General features: G+C 38.9%; 21 protein-coding genes. 20 read left to right on the forward strand and 1 reads right to left on the reverse strand.

Annotated elements, in window-relative coordinates:
• Window positions 1–6 precede the first annotated feature (6 nt).
• The 9 genes from MKZ05_RS01140 (at window position 7) to MKZ05_RS01180 (ending at window position 8,518) form a co-directional block, all read left to right on the forward strand.
• Complete coding sequence (locus MKZ05_RS01140; protein WP_339160988.1) at window positions 7–924, forward strand: ABC transporter ATP-binding protein; 918 nt, start codon at window positions 7–9, stop codon at window positions 922–924.
• Window positions 921–1,685: an ABC transporter permease subunit gene (locus tag MKZ05_RS01145; protein ID WP_339160991.1), complete on the forward strand. Its 765-nt coding sequence runs from the start codon at window positions 921–923 to the stop codon at window positions 1,683–1,685. The genes MKZ05_RS01140 and MKZ05_RS01145 overlap by 4 nt, the downstream gene beginning before the upstream one ends.
• Before the next feature lie 115 nt (window positions 1,686–1,800).
• Entirely contained in the window at window positions 1,801–2,190 is a 390-nt protein-coding gene (locus MKZ05_RS01150) for a RidA family protein (protein ID WP_339160995.1), read from the forward strand.
• A gap of 199 nt (window positions 2,191–2,389) precedes the next feature.
• Window positions 2,390–3,112 (forward strand): ABC transporter ATP-binding protein, encoded by a 723-nt coding sequence (locus MKZ05_RS01155; protein WP_050943432.1) that lies wholly within the window; start codon window positions 2,390–2,392, stop codon window positions 3,110–3,112.
• The gene (skfF, locus tag MKZ05_RS01160; protein WP_339160997.1) at window positions 3,105–4,526 is read left to right on the forward strand and encodes a sporulation killing factor system integral membrane protein; all 1,422 of its coding nucleotides are present in this window, start codon (window positions 3,105–3,107) and stop codon (window positions 4,524–4,526) included. The genes MKZ05_RS01155 and skfF overlap by 8 nt, the downstream gene beginning before the upstream one ends.
• A 19-nt stretch (window positions 4,527–4,545) precedes the next feature.
• Window positions 4,546–5,061, forward strand: a complete 516-nt coding sequence (locus MKZ05_RS01165; RefSeq protein WP_106029700.1) for a HEAT repeat domain-containing protein — start codon at window positions 4,546–4,548, stop codon at window positions 5,059–5,061.
• Window positions 5,062–5,235: 174 nt separating this feature from the next.
• Window positions 5,236–5,433 carry a hypothetical protein gene (locus tag MKZ05_RS01170; RefSeq protein ID WP_339161000.1) on the forward strand — a complete coding sequence of 66 codons (198 nt, stop codon included), beginning with the start codon at window positions 5,236–5,238 and terminating at the stop codon, window positions 5,431–5,433.
• Window positions 5,434–5,768: 335 nt separating this feature from the next.
• The gene (locus MKZ05_RS01175) at window positions 5,769–6,896 is read left to right on the forward strand and encodes a DUF418 domain-containing protein (RefSeq protein WP_310027009.1); all 1,128 of its coding nucleotides are present in this window, start codon (window positions 5,769–5,771) and stop codon (window positions 6,894–6,896) included.
• A gap of 365 nt (window positions 6,897–7,261) precedes the next feature.
• Window positions 7,262–8,518 (forward strand): MFS transporter, encoded by a 1,257-nt coding sequence (locus tag MKZ05_RS01180; RefSeq protein ID WP_339161003.1) that lies wholly within the window; start codon window positions 7,262–7,264, stop codon window positions 8,516–8,518.
• A 53-nt stretch (window positions 8,519–8,571) separates the two neighbouring features.
• Here MKZ05_RS01180 and MKZ05_RS01185 read toward each other — a convergent pair whose 3' ends face one another.
• Window positions 8,572–9,621 carry a TauD/TfdA family dioxygenase gene (locus tag MKZ05_RS01185; protein WP_339161005.1) on the reverse strand — a complete coding sequence of 350 codons (1,050 nt, stop codon included), beginning with the start codon at window positions 9,619–9,621 and terminating at the stop codon, window positions 8,572–8,574.
• 272 nt (window positions 9,622–9,893) lie between these two features.
• Between MKZ05_RS01185 and MKZ05_RS01190 the strand changes: the two genes are divergently transcribed.
• From MKZ05_RS01190 to MKZ05_RS01240, 11 genes are all read left to right on the forward strand, one after another.
• Complete coding sequence (locus MKZ05_RS01190; RefSeq protein ID WP_339161008.1) at window positions 9,894–10,034, forward strand: hypothetical protein; 141 nt, start codon at window positions 9,894–9,896, stop codon at window positions 10,032–10,034.
• A gap of 626 nt (window positions 10,035–10,660) precedes the next feature.
• Window positions 10,661–11,032 (forward strand): GntR family transcriptional regulator, encoded by a 372-nt coding sequence (locus tag MKZ05_RS01195; protein ID WP_339161011.1) that lies wholly within the window; start codon window positions 10,661–10,663, stop codon window positions 11,030–11,032.
• Between the two features lie 5 nt (window positions 11,033–11,037).
• The gene (locus tag MKZ05_RS01200; protein ID WP_339161013.1) at window positions 11,038–11,913 is read left to right on the forward strand and encodes an ABC transporter ATP-binding protein; all 876 of its coding nucleotides are present in this window, start codon (window positions 11,038–11,040) and stop codon (window positions 11,911–11,913) included.
• Entirely contained in the window at window positions 11,897–12,502 is a 606-nt protein-coding gene (locus MKZ05_RS01205) for an ABC-2 transporter permease (RefSeq protein WP_339161015.1), read from the forward strand. Before MKZ05_RS01200 ends, MKZ05_RS01205 begins: the two co-directional genes overlap by 17 nt.
• A gap of 188 nt (window positions 12,503–12,690) precedes the next feature.
• On the forward strand, window positions 12,691–12,906 hold the full coding sequence (locus tag MKZ05_RS01210; RefSeq protein ID WP_339161017.1) for a helix-turn-helix transcriptional regulator: 216 nt from the start codon (window positions 12,691–12,693) through the stop codon (window positions 12,904–12,906).
• Window positions 12,906–13,202, forward strand: a complete 297-nt coding sequence (locus tag MKZ05_RS01215) for a hypothetical protein (protein WP_339161019.1) — start codon at window positions 12,906–12,908, stop codon at window positions 13,200–13,202. The genes MKZ05_RS01210 and MKZ05_RS01215 overlap by 1 nt, the downstream gene beginning before the upstream one ends.
• A 55-nt stretch (window positions 13,203–13,257) precedes the next feature.
• Entirely contained in the window at window positions 13,258–14,205 is a 948-nt protein-coding gene (locus MKZ05_RS01220) for an alpha/beta hydrolase (RefSeq protein ID WP_339161021.1), read from the forward strand.
• 286 nt (window positions 14,206–14,491) lie between these two features.
• Window positions 14,492–15,124 (forward strand): TetR/AcrR family transcriptional regulator, encoded by a 633-nt coding sequence (locus tag MKZ05_RS01225; RefSeq protein WP_339162324.1) that lies wholly within the window; start codon window positions 14,492–14,494, stop codon window positions 15,122–15,124.
• Between the two features lie 50 nt (window positions 15,125–15,174).
• Window positions 15,175–15,858: a bacitracin ABC transporter permease gene (locus tag MKZ05_RS01230; RefSeq protein ID WP_339161023.1), complete on the forward strand. Its 684-nt coding sequence runs from the start codon at window positions 15,175–15,177 to the stop codon at window positions 15,856–15,858.
• Between the two features lie 24 nt (window positions 15,859–15,882).
• Entirely contained in the window at window positions 15,883–16,641 is a 759-nt protein-coding gene (locus MKZ05_RS01235) for a DUF4097 family beta strand repeat-containing protein (RefSeq protein ID WP_339161026.1), read from the forward strand.
• A 217-nt stretch (window positions 16,642–16,858) separates the two neighbouring features.
• On the forward strand, window positions 16,859–18,247 hold the full coding sequence (locus MKZ05_RS01240) for an amino acid permease (protein WP_339161028.1): 1,389 nt from the start codon (window positions 16,859–16,861) through the stop codon (window positions 18,245–18,247).
• The last annotated feature ends 6 nt before the right edge of the window (window positions 18,248–18,253 follow it).

Consider the following 18,253-nt stretch of genomic DNA (forward strand, 5'->3'; position numbering starts at 1 on the left):
ATTCGCTTGAATATGTTGGAGTGTCACGGGCTGACGAAATCGTATGGCCCGAATGAAGTTTTAAAAAATGTCTCGTTTTCTGTTGGGGAGGTTGGATGTGTCGGCTTTTTAGGAGCCAATGGTGCGGGGAAGACAACGACGATTCGGATTTTGACGGGGCTTGCTCGTCCTACGTCTGGTGTCGTGAAGGTGGCGGGTATGGATGTGACGAAGGACATGGATGACATCAGTCATGTGATTGGCTATTGTCCGCAACAGCCTGCATTTTATCAAGATATGACGGGGCAGGAGTGGATGCATTGGGTTGGTGGGTTATTTCAATTAGAGAAAAACATCATTCGATCCAAAACAGATGAATTGTTGAAGCTTTGCCGCATATACGAGGCGAAGGATCGTTCCATTGGCAGCTATAGCGGAGGGATGAAGCAAAGGCTCGCCATTGCACAAGCGCTCATCAACAGCCCGAAGGTTCTTATTCTAGATGAGCCTGTGTCTGCACTTGATCCAATGGGAAGGAAAGATGTCCTGACTTTGATTGAGCGTCTGAAACAAGAGATGCTGATCTTTATGTCGACCCATATTTTAGATGATATTGAACGTGTGGCGGATCATATTATTATGATCAACAGCGGCAAAATTGAGATGTCCTCTTCGATGAAACAGATCAAAGAAGACTATATCCAGCCAGTGATTGAATTTCAATTAGAACAACAGAATACGAAACTAGTGGCTTTGTTAAAGGAGCGGGATTGGGTGGAGGAATGCATTGAAACAGGAGACGCTTATCAGGTGCGAGTCAACGATCAACAAATGGCATTGAAGGAGCTGCCTCGTCTCATCACTGAAGCTGGCGGTGTTCTCCTCCATTATCGACTATCTAAGCTGACGCTTGAAGATATTTTCATGAAGGTTGTGACGGCGTGATGATGTTTAAAAAGGAATTTAGGGAGTTATTCACTAGTTATAAAATGTTATTTGTGCCGATTATTTTTACGATTTTAATGATCACACAGCCTATTACACTCAAAATGCTGCCGGATCTTTTGTCGAAATCAGCGAATTTACCTGAAGGCTCCACATTTTATATACCAGAGCCAAGCGCTGGAGAGGCTTTAGCGAGTGCGTTGAGTAAATTCGATTCGCTTGGCGTTTTTATTCTCATTATGATCGTGATGGGGACGATCGCAGGAGAGCGTGCCTCTGGGGTGACGGCGATGATTATGGTGAAACCGATCAGTCGAATGAGTTACTATGTCTCGAAAATATGCGCCTATGCTTGTTTGACCTTGTTTAGTTTGGTAGTGGCAGTGCTTGCCTCCGTTTATTATGTGGACATCCAATTTGGGCATGTGGATTGGGGCAATGTGGTAAAAGGAACGCTTCTTTATTACCCCAATTTATTGCTGATTGTGGTATCGACCATTTGTGCTTCGGCATTCTTTACGCGTTCCGTCACAGCTGGCGGTGTATCGCTTTTGATCAACCTTATTCTATTTACCGTTCCTTCATTTTATGAGGATACATTAGGGAAGTTTGCGCCTAAAGGCGTGACAAGTGCGGCCGAGGAGATGATTCATAGAGGGACTTATTCGGATCAGGCACTTACAAGTTTTCTAGGTGTATCGGTATTGATTGGTTTCTTTTTTCTCATCGGATGGTTTCTTTTTAGAAAACAAGAATTATAGCAGGCGGTTGCGATTGTTTCTTCAGGTTTACTATGAGCATAAAAATCTGAATACCGTTGAAAGTTTGATAAGATGATAAAAATTGACTGTATTTTCAGAAAAGGGGTTTTTATCAATGAGAACATCACGTAATCCGGAGACCATTCACCCGCCAGTTGCACCATATACTCATCAAATAGAAACAACAGGACCACAGCGGTGGTTAACCCTATCAGGTCAAGTAGGGATGGAGACGGATGGAACAATTCCAGAGAGTCCATTAGAGCAGCTCCAACTAGCATTAGAGAATGTGAAGCGAAACATAGAAGCGGCAGACATGGCGGTAGAAGACATAACGAAATTAGTATTTTATCTCGTAGGAGAGTTCGATGCGGAGAGCAGAAAACGAATCATGGGGCAGTTTTTAGGCGAGCATCTGCCTTGTATGACGATGATTTATGTGGTGGCATTGGCTTCACCTGATCTTAAGGTAGAGGTGGATGCTTGGGCGAGTCAGGAGATTTAATCGGTAAAAGATTGGGTGATTGATGCTCAATCTTTTTTGTTTTGTGAAATTTTAAGAAATTACCTCTATACCCTTATTTTGTTATTGTCTGTATGGTAATATCAGGGTAAATATTGAGTGGGTCTAATTACATTTACATGTCATCGTAAAAAACACCATTGATAAGCATACATCACTCTAATAGTAAGGGAGAGATTTGATGCCATTCATGGAGGTTCAGAATATAAGCAAACGATATAGCAATGGTGATGGGATAGAGGGTCTGTCATTTTCCATCGAAGCAGGTGAGGTTGTGGCGCTACTCGGGCCTAATGGTGCCGGGAAGACGACAACGATTCGGTGTTTAACGGGGCTATATAAACCAGATGGAGGGGAAATTCTCATTGAGGGTTTCCCGCCTGGTCATTCCCATGTCCAAAAACAAGTAGCTCTTATTCCTGATCAGCCGTATTTGTATCCAGACTTAACGGCTGCTGAACATGTTCAATTCCGTGCTCGAGGATATCATAAAGGCTTAAAACAGATCAAGGAAAAGGTATATGGGGCGTTGAAAGAAGTACATATGGAAAAAAAGATGAACGAACTGTGCGGAAGGCTGTCAAGAGGTCAAAAGCAGCGTGTCGTCTTAGCAGGGGCCATTGTTCAAGATGCCTCCCTTTTTATATTAGATGAACCGACTGTCGGGTTAGATATTCCATCAAAACAGTGGCTGTCGGATTGGCTGAGACAAAAAAGCAGTCAAGGTGGGTCGGTCTTTGTGTCGACTCATAGTCTGGAGTTCGTTCTCGATACGGCCAGTAGGGTGGTATTGATTCGAGACGGTGCCATCATGAAGAATATGGATGTTCCTCAATTAAAGGAAGAACAGAGTGAGTGGAGGGCAGAAGTCATTCAACTTCTGGGGGAGTGGTCAAGTGAATAACACACTCTCCCTTTTATGGATGAAATCTCAAAGGCGCTTGATCAGTAAAAATCAAGAAAAGAAAATGCCTTTTCTGATCTTACTTCTTTTCATTGCGGCAATTGGTTTTCAGCTAAGCGCAGTTTCAAGTATGGGTGATTGGAATGCGGTTGCAGCTGGGTGGATCATTGTCTGTTTGTTTGTTCTCTATACGGGGTTTGGCTTGTTTACAAATCGGCTGCCTAGTCAAATGAACGATATCATTTGGTTATATGGAAATGGCGCTTCTCTATGGACAGTTGTCATCAGTGTATGGTTATATCACATTTTTTGGCGAGGGGCTCTTCTTATTGTCTCTGCTTTGGCTGCGGATTTACTTCTGTTTTTTATGACGCAGCAGTACCCGTTTCTCCTTGGAAGATCACTCATTCTCACAGGGCTGTTATGTTTGGTTGAAACTTGGATGATTGCGATGTCTTGTGCTAGAACCATTCGAGTATATAAGCGCCTGTTCATACTTAGTTTTGTATTGATGTTTTGCTTCTTTGCACTGCTTGTTTTGAATCAATTCATGATGAAACAGCTCTTCTTGATGAAAATGGCTGATTCTTTGATGTTTCAAGCTGGACGTATGATTGAAGAGTTCTCCATTCTTTCTTTCTTCATCTTTATTGGAGTAATGTTCCTATCTTTCATGATGATGTACAAGGCTAGTCATCGTTTAGAGATGAAGGAGTCTTTAGTCAAGGAGGCAGTATTTTGGGAAGAATTTGAGGGGAAACACATTCAATCAAGTCCAATCGTTCAAAAAAAGGGCAAGACATGGTGGGGGCTTCCGTCATTAACGGGTAGCTGGGCTTTTCTTTGGATTGAATTATTGCTGCTAAAAAAGTATGCGGCCTTTCATTTGTTATCTACCATGCTGTTAATTGGTACTTACTATGTCGTCCTTACTTATTTTTCTGATTGGCTGAATCTATTCTTAATCGTCATCGCTTCATCCGTTCTTTTTAGTTCATATTATGCTGGGATTGTAAGACACGCACAAACAGGAGTGCTCTATCTTTTTCCAGGTGCTTTATATCAAAAAATCATCCTGTTAGAAGTGTTTCAAACCTTTTGGCTGTATGCGTTCTACTTGATTTCTCTTTATTTAATTGAGATTCAGGATGTATTGTATTGGACCTTATTTGGTGGAGGAGTTTATATATGGTTTTTGGCCATACGGCTCTTTGCCTTTATGCAGCCCCTGAGACGAGAAAGGAGTTTTGCTTTGGCCGCCTATTATCGATCATTGCTATTTGCGTCTGTGATTAGTGCTATGGTTATGATTAGCATTCATCTAATCACTGATGGCTTGTTGACAACAATTGTATCCCTAGTGGCTGGAGCAGGATTTTATGTGCTTTGTTATCGATACCGTGCGGTTCATTAAAAAGAGGAGTTGATTGTCAATGAAACCAGAAAATAAGCTGTCTCAATCAGTTCAACAATTGGCAAATACAAATGAAGTAACGATCGTTCAAGCAATAGGGGAATTGAGAAAGTTCGGAAAAGATGCAGTGCCCGTCCTTGTTGAGGCTTTAAAAGAAAAAGGATCTCTGCGGAACATTGCAGCAGCTGTACTTGGTGAATTTGGAGCAGATGCGGGAGAAGCAGCTGAGCCACTAGCGCAGCTATTAGAAAGTGAAGAAGAGGATACAAGAATGGCCGCTGCCATGTCACTCATGAGGATTGGACAGCCTAGCTTGCCATTCCTTCTGGCACTGGCTAAACGTTATGAGGGACCTACTTGTTTCTGGGCATCATGGTGTATCTCTTGGATTGATCCATCAAAAATTGAAAAAAACATGTACGAGTGCTTAAAACAAGAACAAGAAAATCCAACAGGCAGCGTCACTCCTTTTGCTGCAGAGGAAGCATTAGGGAAGATTATTGCTTTTCAGCTAAAGGAAAAGGGGGATAAATAGTGGAAACGCAAAAGCTCAATTGGCCTGAGCACCTCCCTTGGATTTTTCCTTCAGATCAAAGGAGTTTTAGGGAAATTTAATAGATCGGAAAATGGGAGATAGCGGCTTGGGAAAAATATTGAAAAAGATAGAAAAACATTCAATTAGTTAGTAAGTATCAGGGAGGAGAGAGTGTTGTTTCAATCAAATAAAGAATTAAAAAGAAACATCATTTTTTTCGCAGGGGTTGGAGCGGTTTTGTTGATTTTAATGATATTGAAATGGTTTCCGATTTCTGCAGACTGGGAGGTGACGTTGATTTTATTCGGATTGGGGATTTTGTTTTATGTGAAGCGTGTGATGAGGAAAGAAGAAAGTCATCATTCATTATGATACCTAGAATGTATATTCTAGGTTCAGCGTGTAGACAAACCCTCGCATTCGTTGTCAGGTCTGCGCGCTGGTGCTCACGAATGTCAAATTCGCTCCGCGCCAGTACTCGTCCTTCCTAGGGCTGCAAAGGTTTTCTATCACGCTGAAAAGAAGACAAAGGGCTAAAATCAAGATCATTTTAGCCCTTTGTCAACAATCTGTACCTAGAATGTATATTCTAGGTTTTTTTATTAAATTTACCTTAAAACGCATGTTTTTACATGGGTGTAGAGACCAATTTTTTAAAAGTGTGGTAGGATAAATATGCTTTTATATTTTCCGAAGGAGCTGTCGAGTTGAAGGGGTCTAGGGTTGAGTTAATTGATAGTTTGCGTGGTTTTAGTTTATTAGGTATTTTGATCGTGAATATGCTTAATTTTCAATATGATTATGATTTTGAGAAAATGTTTGATTCGAGTTTTTGGGGGCAGGAATTTGGCGTTTATGTAACGGAAATTTTGTTCCAGGGGTCGTTTTATCCGATTTTCTCCTTTTTGTTTGGGTATTCTTTTATCAAGCTGATTGAATCTACGAAAGCTAAGGGACTAAATACGAATGCCATTGTCGTCCGCCGTGGTTTTGGTCTGATTGTGCTTGGAATGCTGCATTACATCTTTATTTGGAATGGTGACATTCTTCTTTATTATGGAGCTTGTATGCTTTTCTTGATGATGTTTATGAGCAGCCGGATCAAAACAATGCTGATTTGGTCGGGTGTGTTAGGTGCATTGTCATTAGTCGTTTCCCCATACATAATGAAACTTGTTCATGGGACTGATGAATTATTAACCGATGTGTATGCGAAGGGTGATTATGCTGATATTTTGCTCAGCCGGATTACGGTTGAAGACGATATGATGATTGTGACCATTATTTTGGCGATCGTGAGCATTACGCTTATGCCGATACTAGGGTTTCTTTTCGGTACGATGACGGTGGGGCCGTTCGCCTTGCTAGGCATGGTGATTGGTAAACGAGGGCATCTCACAGAAGAAGATCGAGGGATGGCCTATCGCAAAGGCTGGGTCTGGGTCATTGTCGTCGGCCTTGCACTAAAATGTGCGACGTTCATTGATGCGCCTTGGAGTCAATTCGTTATGGTTCTCGGTGGATATGTGCTGGCGATCGGGTATATTCAAGCGTTTATTGTTTTTTACTATTCGAAGGCAGCCGAAGGCTTCAAACGTCTGCTTGCAGGGCTTGGCCGTTTGTCTCTATCAAACTATTTGGCGCAGTCGATCATTTGTACAACGATTTTCTATTCTTATGGACTTGGTCTATTTGGACAAATGGGATCAATATTTGGACTGCTGCTCGCTGTCGGACTGTATACAGCACAGTTGTTCATCAGCTATCTCTATTTGAAAAAATGGAGAAGAGGTCCGGTGGAGTGGATGATGGGAAAATGGGTGTATTGGAGATAAATGTTTTATTAAAACGTGAACAGGTAAGGAGTTTACTATTGAGAATAGAGCACTTTAAGACTGTAATCTCCTATGACTCTTTTAGGAATCCTTAAAATTAATTTTTACTGATCATGAGTATTGGAAAAAATAAATATGTATAAGTACGGGTTCCATTTTAATTGAATCTAAGAACTATCCCTACTAGGGTGATGATTGAATTTTATGATTTTCTCTGACACTTATACAGGTCACCGTTATATAACATTCATCCAGTATATTTTAAATTGGATAGAAAATTTTAAAAATCCCATTCAAACTTCTTTTTATTTTTGAGATAATGACATAAAGTTTGCATATTTGGAATAAAAAGAGAGGTGGGTTACGTGTCACAAATTAAAGCTAATCATGAAAAGGGGCGCTATAGATGGGTTATACTCATAATAGCTACCTTTTCACAAACATGTGCAACGTTTGTAAATTACGGAGTAGGCCCTTTAGCAACATTTTGTCAAGAAATATATAACTTATCACAATTTCAAACAGGTTTAATTGTATCAGCTGTAAATATTGGTCCTATATTCTCTATGCTAATATTCGGTAACATAATGGATAAATACGGTGAGCGTTGGGTTGTAGGAATAGGATCAATTTTATTAGGACTTACCATGTTAATAACACTTCCTATTAATGAATATGTATACCTTTTGATTGTTCTCGCTTTTGTCGGGGTTTGGTATGGGACGGCTCAACCAGGGGGGAGCAGCGCAATCATCAATTGGTTCCCTAAAAATAAAAACAGAGGACTTGCAATGGGGATTCGTCAAACCGGAATACCACTTGGTGGTGCTTTAGCTTCCACAACTCTACCTTTTTTCTTTTATAATTATGGTTTATCTTCAGCTAAATTAACACAAGCTATTGTAGCAATTGCAGGTGGTATAATCTTTTCAATTTTCTACAAAGATCATGGAATGACTGCGCAAAGACAACAAAATGATCGTTTTTTGGAAAAAATTAATAAAATCAAAGCAAAATCGAGTCTTTATCCAGTATTTTTTATTGGAATGAGTATGATTTCTTTACAATTAATCATATTAGCTCACCTGATGAGTTATCTAAGCAATACCTTACATATATCATTAAGTATTTCTGGAACGTTGTTAAGTGTGGTTTTAATTGGCGGTGCAATTGGAAGGATATTGTTAGCATGGATCAGTGACAATTTGTTTAATGGAGATAGAAGTAAGCCATTACAACTTACAATATTATTAACTGTCATTATTTTAATTGTTCTAGTCTATTTTTTGAATTATCTTCCATTATGGGGGGGTTATATAATTTGTTTCATTTTAGGTTTTTTAGGAGTGGGATGGTACAGTTTATTTATTGTGTTAATGTCTGAAAAAGCAGATAAAGAGTTTATCGGATTAACTGTAAGCTTTGGATTAACTTTAAATCAAATTTTTATTGTGCTGGCACCCTCTCTATTTGGCTTATCAGTGGATTATTTTAATGGATATAAACTACCGTTCTTCCTATTAATATTGTTTATATCACTAGGGGGTATATGGCTTAACTTATCCGAAAGAAACAATAAATTTCAAACGCAAAAAGAAACTGAAAACGTATCTCTAAAATAGAAAAAAACGCCATAGAATGACCTTATTTTCATTCTATGGCGTTTTCACACTCGTTAGTGATTTAAAGCAAGTTTAAAAACTCGATCTTTAACAGGTTCTAGAGTACGATGATTCCATAAATCAGGTGCTATAAAAATCCGCTGCAACCACCGAATTGGGTTACCTGATTTATCCAAAGTAGGTTTGAAGGCATCTCTTGAATGAAATGTAAATCGATTATTAATATACACTAGACGACCTGGAGTAACATCAATACCAAATGAAACTTTACGAATCGCATTTCTAAAATTCTCTAATGATGTAGCTGCTAAGTTATTAATAGGTGCTACCATGTCTGGATAAAAAGCAGCTGTAACCTCTGGTAAATCAATTGTTCCTTTTATAATTGGTGAAGGACTTGTCTCTTGTAATTCGACCGGCGTTGAAACCCTCCAGCGATACGGGACTTTAATTCGATAAAGAGGGTGACTTAATTGTTCAATATCTTGCTCGGACAAAAGTCTTAATGCTTTCCGTGCGTCAGACAAACGTGTAAGAGGCTTTTTTGGATCGTTATTTACACCTGTAAGAAGTAATCCAGATGGTGAAAAATTATTAGTTCCCATAAACTTTAATGCAGCATTTTCAATATGAAAATCCAACTCAAACTCAGAGCCAAGTCCTGTATATTCTTTTTTTGCTTTTAGGCTGGGTATTAAGTTATTAACAATATTTTGGCCTTCATGAAACATGGAATAAGGTTCTCCAATTAGTGATCCAATCGCAATTATGAGGTTTTCACTTATAAATCCTGACTTAGCCTCTAGGGGGATATCTTGAGAATCTGGTGTGAATCTAACTTCTTTATCTGTTGGAAGATTTTCGAAAATAATATATGGAGCTGGTTTCAATGAGGTTTTCTGTTGATTGAGAAATTTCACAATTCCTTTCGGAAGAGCTCGCATTGCTGCCATTCGAACTTCTGTTATGTAATCTGTATTTCCTGTTGGATCGTACTGAATCTGATTTAATTCGTTAAATAAAAAGTTTCGTTCCTTATCACTTAGAGTGAAGATAAATGATTTGTTAACAGAATTTTCTTTACTAATTACAGAAGGGTTCATAATTACCAAGCACCTTTCCATTATTTTGTATAAAGGGATTTATTTCTATAAATCCCAAATATATTGTATTCTAATTTATTAGAATTTTCAATGTTTGTAGATAATTTCAATGAAAAAATATAGAAATATTTATAGGAGAAGATTTATTACGCATATCTTGATAGTTTAAAAGTAAACGTTAGTTAATAATTACCCTTTTTATAGAAATTCCACAAAATGAGGTGCAATCATCCAACAAAAGGTTAAAAAAGGAAGATTTTTATGGCTCCTGTATGGCTATGGAAATCAATATCGGTCAAACCAAGATGGAAGCTATATTAGGTATTACCTATCATCAGATGGCGAATGAAACACAATGGAGGAAATATGATGATGTCATGAATCCAGGCTACGATTCTAAAATTTCAACATAAACTTGCTCTTTCCTCTTTATGGGTGGACGACGACGGGAGCATCTGTTCTTCTAATGGTAGGTGTGTACAAGTTGATATTTCTTCATTAAACGCTGATGGAGATCCAATGTGATGATAAGAGGAGGAGTCACCATTTTTCAGTTTTCTAATGACTCATTTCCCTTTTTTTGTATAAATTTCTTTAATACAAACACCGGAGTGAATTGTTGTAATCGTAAACACTAAGGGGAGCAAGTCCAAATACAGAGCAACAAAAGCCATAGACAGTGAAAAATTTAGAGACTAATTTTATCAAGTGACGCCAAAGCAAAAAACAAAGTTAAAAAAGAATAATTGTTCAGCGATAAGCCCTAGTATTAACTCAAAATAAGTAGAGAATTCCACATTACGTATAACAATATGCTCATTATTTACACTCATTGCTCGGCGAATGAACTCAAATGCAAAAGAGAAAAGAACTGCATGGCTTAAGGGCTGTGCGGTTTTTTAATTGCAATCTATTTTAAAAAAATGAGGAGAACGTTTTTAAAATGGTTGATTATTCTTTCAGTGTGTATATAATGTATATATAGTGTATATACAATATTTCGTTCCAAACACCAGTACAGAAAAAAAGAGGTTTTTATATGCAAATTACGATTTCAAACCACTCTAAGGAGCCCATCTATGAGCAAATTACGAATCAAATTAAATCGATGATTTTAACGGGTGAGCTGGCGGAAGGGGTGGCACTACCGTCTATTCGTAAGCTGGCGAAGGATTTACAAATCAGCGTCATCACAACAAAGCGAGCATATGAAGAGTTAGAGAAGGCAGGATTTATTTATTCGATTGTCGGTAAGGGATCATTTGTTGCCGAGCAAAACCTAGAGGTGATGAGAGAGAAGAAATTGAAGGTGATTGAGGAACAGCTTGGAGCAGTTGTTACAAACGGCAAGGAATTAGGCTTATCTTTTGATGAATTGCAGCAGTTATTAAAGTTCTTGTATGAGGAGTGAGATGAGTGGAGCACGTGATTGAATTCAAAGGAGTATCAAAACGATTCAAGGACTTTTCTGTTCAGAATCTTGATTTACAGGTCAAAAAAGGCTTTGTTACAGGGTTTATTGGAGAAAATGGCGCTGGTAAGTCGACCACGATTAAAATGATTATGAATTTATTAAAACCAGATTCGGGTGAGGTTAAAATCTTCGGATTAGATTATTGCACCCATGAAAAAGAGATTAAGGAACGAATCGGCTTTGTTTACGATGCTAACGTTTTTTTCCCAGGATTGAATTTAAAGGACATCAAACGAATTGTGGCACCTGCCTATAAACGCTGGGATGACAAGCTTTTTTATCAATATATTGAACAGTTTGGTCTGCCGCTGAATAAAGCGATCAAAACATTTTCAAAAGGGATGCAGATGAAGGCGTCACTTGCGATTGCACTGTCGCATCATGCCGAGCTGATTATCATGGATGAACCAACTGCTGGGTTGGATCCGGTCTTTAGAAGAGAGCTACTCGGCACGTTACAAGAATTGATGATTGATGGAAATCGAACGATCTTTTTCTCGACGCATATGACGACTGATTTAGATCGCATCGCGGATTATATTGCGTTTATACAAAATGGAAGATTGGTCTTTCAACAGTCGATACATGAGGTAGCGGAGAATTATGCGCTGGTGAAGGGGAGCCTAGATTTGTTGGATCGAGACACAGAAAAGTCATTTATCCATATTCAGCGCACGGCAGCCGGATTTGAAGCATTAACAGATCGAATTGATGAGGTGAAACTTATTTTTGGGGATGCTGTTGTGATTGAACCGGCGTCGCTTGAGGATATCATGTTTTATTTGAAAGGCGGGGTTGCGCATGTTTCATTTAATTAAGCGTGATGTGATTTTGCAAAAGAAGCAGTTACTTATTTTTATTCCGTTTATCTTATTTTTTATTTTCATGGATGTCCATCCAGTATTGACGTTTCTAGTCGCTAGTGTCTTCATTCCATTTAACACATATGCGTACGATGAGAAGGCAGAAACGAATATCCTATTAAATTCTTTGCCTTATACACGGAATGAAATTATTGCATCCCGTTATCTTGGTGCCGTTTTTTATATGGTCATTGCGATCGGGCTGACAAGTGCTGCTTTATTTAGTTTTGGGAAGCTGTTTTCGATGACGGATATTGCTCTTGGCAGCGGGTTGTTTTTATTGTTCGCGGCGTGTACGTTTCCATTGTTTTATATCTTAAAGCCTGGTTATATCACAACGGTAGTGCTCATTGGCTTTATCCTATTATCTGCTATGGGACCGCCTGTTGTTGTCTATTTAGCAGAGCAATTTAGTGGGATCACTGATTTTATGATGAATTTATCGATCCCTATTTTATATACGGGATCAACTGTGCTGATTATGCTCATCTACTTGCTGTCTTGGGGACTTTCTACTGCGATTTATCAGAGGAAAGTGTTTTAATTCAGATGATCACATCATTTTTAGAGAATCATTCATTTTGAGGTAGGACTTTCAAAATGGATGATTCTTATTTTTTTGCATCCGGTGAAATTGACATACAGAAGAAAAGAGGTTATTATTATTTAACATAATGTTAATAAATTTTAACATATTGTTAAATAAATCATCCTTTAAGAAAGGGATTTCAAATGGAGATTAAAAATCGAATTAAGGTATTACGGGCAGAAAGAGACTGGACACAAAAGGATTTGGCAGAGAAGTTAGGTGTGACTCGTCAAACTGTGGCAGCGATTGAAAATGGTAAATATTCTTTGTCTTTAAAATTAGCCTTTCAAATTGCTAGGACATTTGAAGTTGATTTGTATGACGTATTTCAAGAGATCGACAAGGAGGAACCACAATGATGACGAAGATCATACTTTATTCTTTGATTATCCTTTCTATTTTAAGCACGGCCTTTCAATTTAAGAAAAACCGTGAATATAAACATGATGAACGAGGTCAATTTATTTTAGCGAAAGCAGGAAGTTTTTCCATTATAGGTGTGGCTTTAGCATATATATTGGTTGCTGTCGTTCAATCTATGGTCCATCAATTCTCATCTCCAACAGAGTGGTTTTATATAGCGATTACTTTTATGTATGTATCAAGTGTTTGCGCAAATACAATTGGCATCATCTATTGTGAAAGAAAATATTAATTTTCATCGATGGATGTAAGCTAGAGTTCCTCATCATGAAGGGAAGAGAAAACCAATGAAAAAAATATTGAGAATCATGCTGATCTCCATAGGCACCATTATCACGGTCATGGTTGTTTTTCTAGCTACTGTTTATTTTGTAAACCTCATTAGTAATGAACGGGAGAAGGGGAAAATAGAAGCTTATGGGCAAAAGGTCTTGGTGGATGGGAAGCAAATGAATGTGCTCATTCAAGGCGATGGGAAAGAAACGATTGTACTTCTCCCAGGCTATGGAACTGCTTCACCAGTGCTAGATTTCAAGCCTCTAGTAGATGAATTATCACCTTATTATAGAGTCGTAGTGATTGAACCATTTGGATATGGTTTAAGTGACGATACAGATAAAGTACGGACAAGTCAAAACATTGTAGATGAGATTCATGAATGTTTGCAGAAGCTCAACATTAAAAAGTATACGTTGATGGGTCATTCGATCTCTGGCATTTATGGATTAGAATATGTGAATCAATATGAAAAAGAAGTCCAAGCGTTTGTTGGAATTGACAGCAGTGTTCCTAAGCAGGAGGATGCAGATGAATTGCCAGTCTCCAGCTTACAGCTGCTTCATCAATCCGGCTTTTACAGATTGATAGTGAAAGTGAATCCAGACCAACTGGTGATGCCTAAAGTGGATGATCAAACGAAAGATCAGATCAAAATGCTGACCTTTCAAAATTTCTTGAATGAAAGCCAAGCTAGTGAGGCAGAAAACTTTAGAAACAATTTTAAAAACGCTCAACGCATACATTTGCCTAAGAATCTCCCCGTTGTTTTCTATCTAGCGGATCAAACGGAGGAAGATACACCAAGCTGGAAACCAATGCATGAAGATCTACTGAAAAATGTAGATCAAGGAAAAGTAGTTACTTTCAAAGGCGGCCATTATTTGCATCATACGAAATCGAAGGAACTCGCAGCTGATTTTAGAGAATTTTTATCTAACATCGAGAGTCACCGTTAACATCTAGAGTTACCCAAGGTTATTGAATCAAAACAGGCGTGTTGATTTGTTTTATGATTAAGAACAGATGAGGTGGGTGCCTGAGATAGTGGGGGAAGTGAGGATTTGGCATTGCCGGATGTTCCTGTGAATTTATCGCTTGAGAAGACCGTGTGAGCGGTCTCTTTTTTATTCTATACAAATCATTAAGAACAGTTTATAATGAAAAATACAAATATACATACCGACGGTCGGTATGTAAAAGGAGGCGTTTTATTTGGCCAGAAATAAATATCCAGAAAAGACAATCAAGCAAATTTTAGATGTGTCGACAAAGCTGTTTCAGGAAAAAGGATTCGAAAAGACGAGTTTGCAGGATATCATCCAAGAATTGAACATGTCTAAAGGGGCTATTTATCATCATTTCAAATCGAAGGAAGAAATATTACGTGCCGTGATGGAGAGGCAATTTCGTCATGCGACTGAGAAGCTTGAAGATCTGATTGAGCATACAGTGGCAGCGCATGCAAAAGAGAAGTTGCAGCGTATTTTAGAGCAGCTAGTGGCAGATCCAAAATCTCATTCGATTGATGGGATCTTGGTTGACCAGATCAAAAACCCGCAATTTGTGGTTGAAGGGATGAAGGCAGGAGTCAATCAGGATGCGCTTAAAATCAAACAGCTGATTCTTGAAGGAATTGATGATGGTTCGATGACAACTGCTTTTCCTGGTGAAGTGGCAGAAGTGTTTATGCTTCTCGTGAATATATGGCTGAACCCAACGTTATTTGCTCGTGATGAGCAGGAAACTAGTCAGCGTTTACTGTTTTTACAACAGATGATGAAAGGTCTCGGAGTGGATGTGGTGAGTGATCTATTTATTCAAAAGGTCACAGCGCATTATGCTGGGATTGGTGGATATGATCAGCCTGAAACCTAAATGGCCAGAAAAGAGTCAAAAGCAAAATTCATTTCATAGGAGGATCCCTTATGCTTCGCTTCGTAAAACTTGAGCTAAGAAAAAGTCATATGAAACATTATATTCAAGCTAGTATGATTATCAGTATTGTACTGCTGGTGTTTATTTATTTTGTCGCGTTTGTTGCACAGGTTGAACAGGAAATAGGTTTTCAGCAATATCCGAATATTTATTTGTTGACGAGTATAGTATGGATGATCTTTTTTTCGATCGTCACAGCCATGATGTATTGTCGAGTAATAGTGACCGCATTGAAAGAACATGAATCTCATTCATTAAGTATGAAGTCATCCCTCCTTTCGAGAATGGTTTGGATGCTGTGCTTTTCTACAATTGTCATGCTGTGTAGTATCATTCCTTCATTTGTTGTGTTTAGTGTCACTGAAACATTCTTCCCTATTGTTCAAGATGCACTGACAGCGGATGTGATGCTCACTGTGATCAAAACGTACCTAGTGTTTACTTGCTGTATCAATGGTATTGGCATGATTGCGATGAGAGTGGGGGTAATGAAAATGTCTACTTTCATGACCATACTGACTGCGATTGTTCTATGTGCTGTTTTAGGAAACGTATTAATCGCTGTTTATGGAAATGATCAAATGAATGTCATTTTGTCAGGAGTCATGATGATAGCTGTCCTCATAGTGATCTTGGAATTATGGGGCCGCATGACCCGGATTCAAGCGAGATAAGCGAGTATACAAGGAGGGAGACATATGGAGCATACGATTCAAATTGAAGAATCAGTCGCAGAATTATCGTTGGATTGGTTGCTCGGAGAGGTGTGTATTCAACACCATGATCATCCTTATTTCATCATTCGTCAAACGACCAATCAAGTGTTTCCAAAGCGTTATTTGATGCATCATCAGGTAAAAGATGGACGATTGTTCATTCAAGATAGACGGAAAAAAATACTCAGCTTTGGGCTTCAACTTTATAAAATCGATGTCGCTATTTTTCTCCCTAAACAACAATTACAGTCCATTTCCATTCGTTGTAAAGGAGCAAATCTTCAGGCAGAGAGATTGAAGGTGGAAAATGTCTCTTGTCATTTAACGTCTGGAAAAGCAATGCTATCAGGTGAAATCAAGCATCTCCATTTAGAGACAGTAGGTGGGCTTATTTCTAGTCGGCAACTGACCGCAAAAAGATTATTACTGCACGCCACATCGTCAAAATTTGAGTTGTCGGGTGCCTTTTCTGACGTTGATCTGCATGTAACAGGTAGAAGGATGCAGATTCATTCTACAAACATGCTAAATTCACTTAAATCTACTTCAACTGGAGCAAATGTTAAAGTGACGATACCGGAAAATGATGGGTTTACTTGTTATGTAAAGAAAAGATCCGGTGCTTTCCGGAATGACTTTTCTTGTCATCGAGAGAAGGAAAAAATGGTGCATAAAAATGGACTGCGATCCTTTGAGGTTGATATAAGAGGCGGTCAGTTTTTATTACGTCATCAGCTTTGAAATGACTTTCATCCCTTGATTCAATATATCAATATAAAACAATTTGAGCATCTCTTTATGTCGGAATATTTTATAATAGTGTTTCTCTCAAAAAAACAATTGTTTTTTAAGGGTAGATTTATTATGATAATATACATCGAAAGATTGATGTTTCTCAATCAGAATGAACATTCTGATTTTTATTTTTTATGTTGTTTGTTGATGAGGGGGAAGAAAAGTGGCTCAAAAGGAATTAAAGAGAGGGTTAAGTGCCCGCCATATTCAAATGATCGCACTTGGCGGCACGATTGGTGTTGGCTTATTTATGGGGTCAGCCAAGGCCATTCAATGGACAGGTCCATCGGTTCTTTTCGCGTACGCAGTATGTGGTATCTTTATCTTTTTTATTATGCGTGCGATGGGAGAAATGTTATACGTTGAACCGAGTACAGGTTCATTTGCTACATTTGGTCATCAATATATTCATCCGCTTGCGGGGTATATGACAGCTTGGAGTAACTGGTTCCAGTGGGTCATTGTCGGGATGTCGGAAATTATTGCCGTAGGCGCTTATATGAAATATTGGTTTCCGGAGCTACCAGCGTGGATTCCAGGATTAATTGCGATGATTATTTTGGGAGCGGCCAACTTGATTTCGGTTAAATCGTTCGGTGAGTTCGAATTTTGGTTTGCAATGATCAAGATTGTGACGATTATTTTAATGATCATTGCAGGTCTAGGCATCATTTTCTTTGGATTTGGAAATGGCGGGACGCCTATTGGCTTGTCTAATCTGTGGGCGCACGGCGGGTTCTTTACAGGTGGATTTAGCGGATTCTTGTTTGCGTTGTCGCTCGTCATTGCTGCCTATCAGGGTGTAGAGCTGATTGGGATTACAGCAGGTGAAGCACAAAATCCAGAAAAGACGCTGACCAATGCCATCAAAAGTATCATCTGGCGTATTTTGATTTTCTATATCGGTGCGATCTTTGTCATTGTGACAGTGTATCCTTGGGATCAGCTGAATACCCTTGGCAGTCCATTTGTGGCGACGTTTGCGAAAATTGGGATTACAGCAGCCGCTGGTATTATTAACTTTGTCGTCATTACAGCAGCGATGTCCGGCTGTAATAGTGGGATTTTCAGTGCGGGACGTATGCTTTATACATTAGGTGTGAATGGACAGGCGCCTGCTTTCTTCACCAAAATTTCGAAGAATGGTGTGCCGTATTTTGGGACATTCGCTGTGCTGATTGGTCTAGCGGTAGGAGTTGTCCTCAATTATGTTGCGCCACCAAACATTTTCGTCTATGTGTATAGTGCGAGTGTACTTCCTGGTATGGTGCCATGGTTTGTGATTTTGATTAGTCATATCGGCTTTAGAAAGGCGAAGGGAGCTGCGCTTGATCAGCATCCATTCAAAATGCCGCTAGCTCCGTTTTCTAATTATCTTACAATCGGTTTCTTATTGATGGTGCTTGTATTTATGTTCATTAATCAGGATACGCGTATTTCTCTGATTGTGGCCATTGGGTTCTTAATTGTAGTAGCGCTTAGCTTCTATGTCTTTGGGATCGGGAAACGGAAACCGATCGAAACAGCTTCTTCTGATCAAACGGTAAAATAATCAAAG

It is taken from the genome of Bacillus sp. FSL M8-0277 (assembly GCF_037975305.1).
Classification (GTDB): domain Bacteria; phylum Bacillota; class Bacilli; order Bacillales; family Bacillaceae; genus Bacillus; species Bacillus pumilus.

Coding starts and splice junctions, on each gene's coding strand:
- MKZ05_RS01150 (WP_339160995.1), top strand. CDS start 1,801: ATGAGAACATCACGTAATCCGGAGACCATTCACCCGCCAGTTGCACCA.
- MKZ05_RS01155 (WP_050943432.1), top strand. CDS start 2,390: ATGCCATTCATGGAGGTTCAGAATATAAGCAAACGATATAGCAATGGT.
- MKZ05_RS01165 (WP_106029700.1), top strand. CDS start 4,546: ATGAAACCAGAAAATAAGCTGTCTCAATCAGTTCAACAATTGGCAAAT.
- MKZ05_RS01185 (WP_339161005.1), bottom strand. CDS start 9,621: ATGAACCCTTCTGTAATTAGTAAAGAAAATTCTGTTAACAAATCATTT.
- MKZ05_RS01190 (WP_339161008.1), top strand. CDS start 9,894: ATGGCTATGGAAATCAATATCGGTCAAACCAAGATGGAAGCTATATTA.
- MKZ05_RS01195 (WP_339161011.1), top strand. CDS start 10,661: ATGCAAATTACGATTTCAAACCACTCTAAGGAGCCCATCTATGAGCAA.
- MKZ05_RS01205 (WP_339161015.1), top strand. CDS start 11,897: ATGTTTCATTTAATTAAGCGTGATGTGATTTTGCAAAAGAAGCAGTTA.
- MKZ05_RS01210 (WP_339161017.1), top strand. CDS start 12,691: ATGGAGATTAAAAATCGAATTAAGGTATTACGGGCAGAAAGAGACTGG.
- MKZ05_RS01215 (WP_339161019.1), top strand. CDS start 12,906: ATGACGAAGATCATACTTTATTCTTTGATTATCCTTTCTATTTTAAGC.
- MKZ05_RS01220 (WP_339161021.1), top strand. CDS start 13,258: ATGAAAAAAATATTGAGAATCATGCTGATCTCCATAGGCACCATTATC.
- MKZ05_RS01230 (WP_339161023.1), top strand. CDS start 15,175: ATGCTTCGCTTCGTAAAACTTGAGCTAAGAAAAAGTCATATGAAACAT.
- MKZ05_RS01235 (WP_339161026.1), top strand. CDS start 15,883: ATGGAGCATACGATTCAAATTGAAGAATCAGTCGCAGAATTATCGTTG.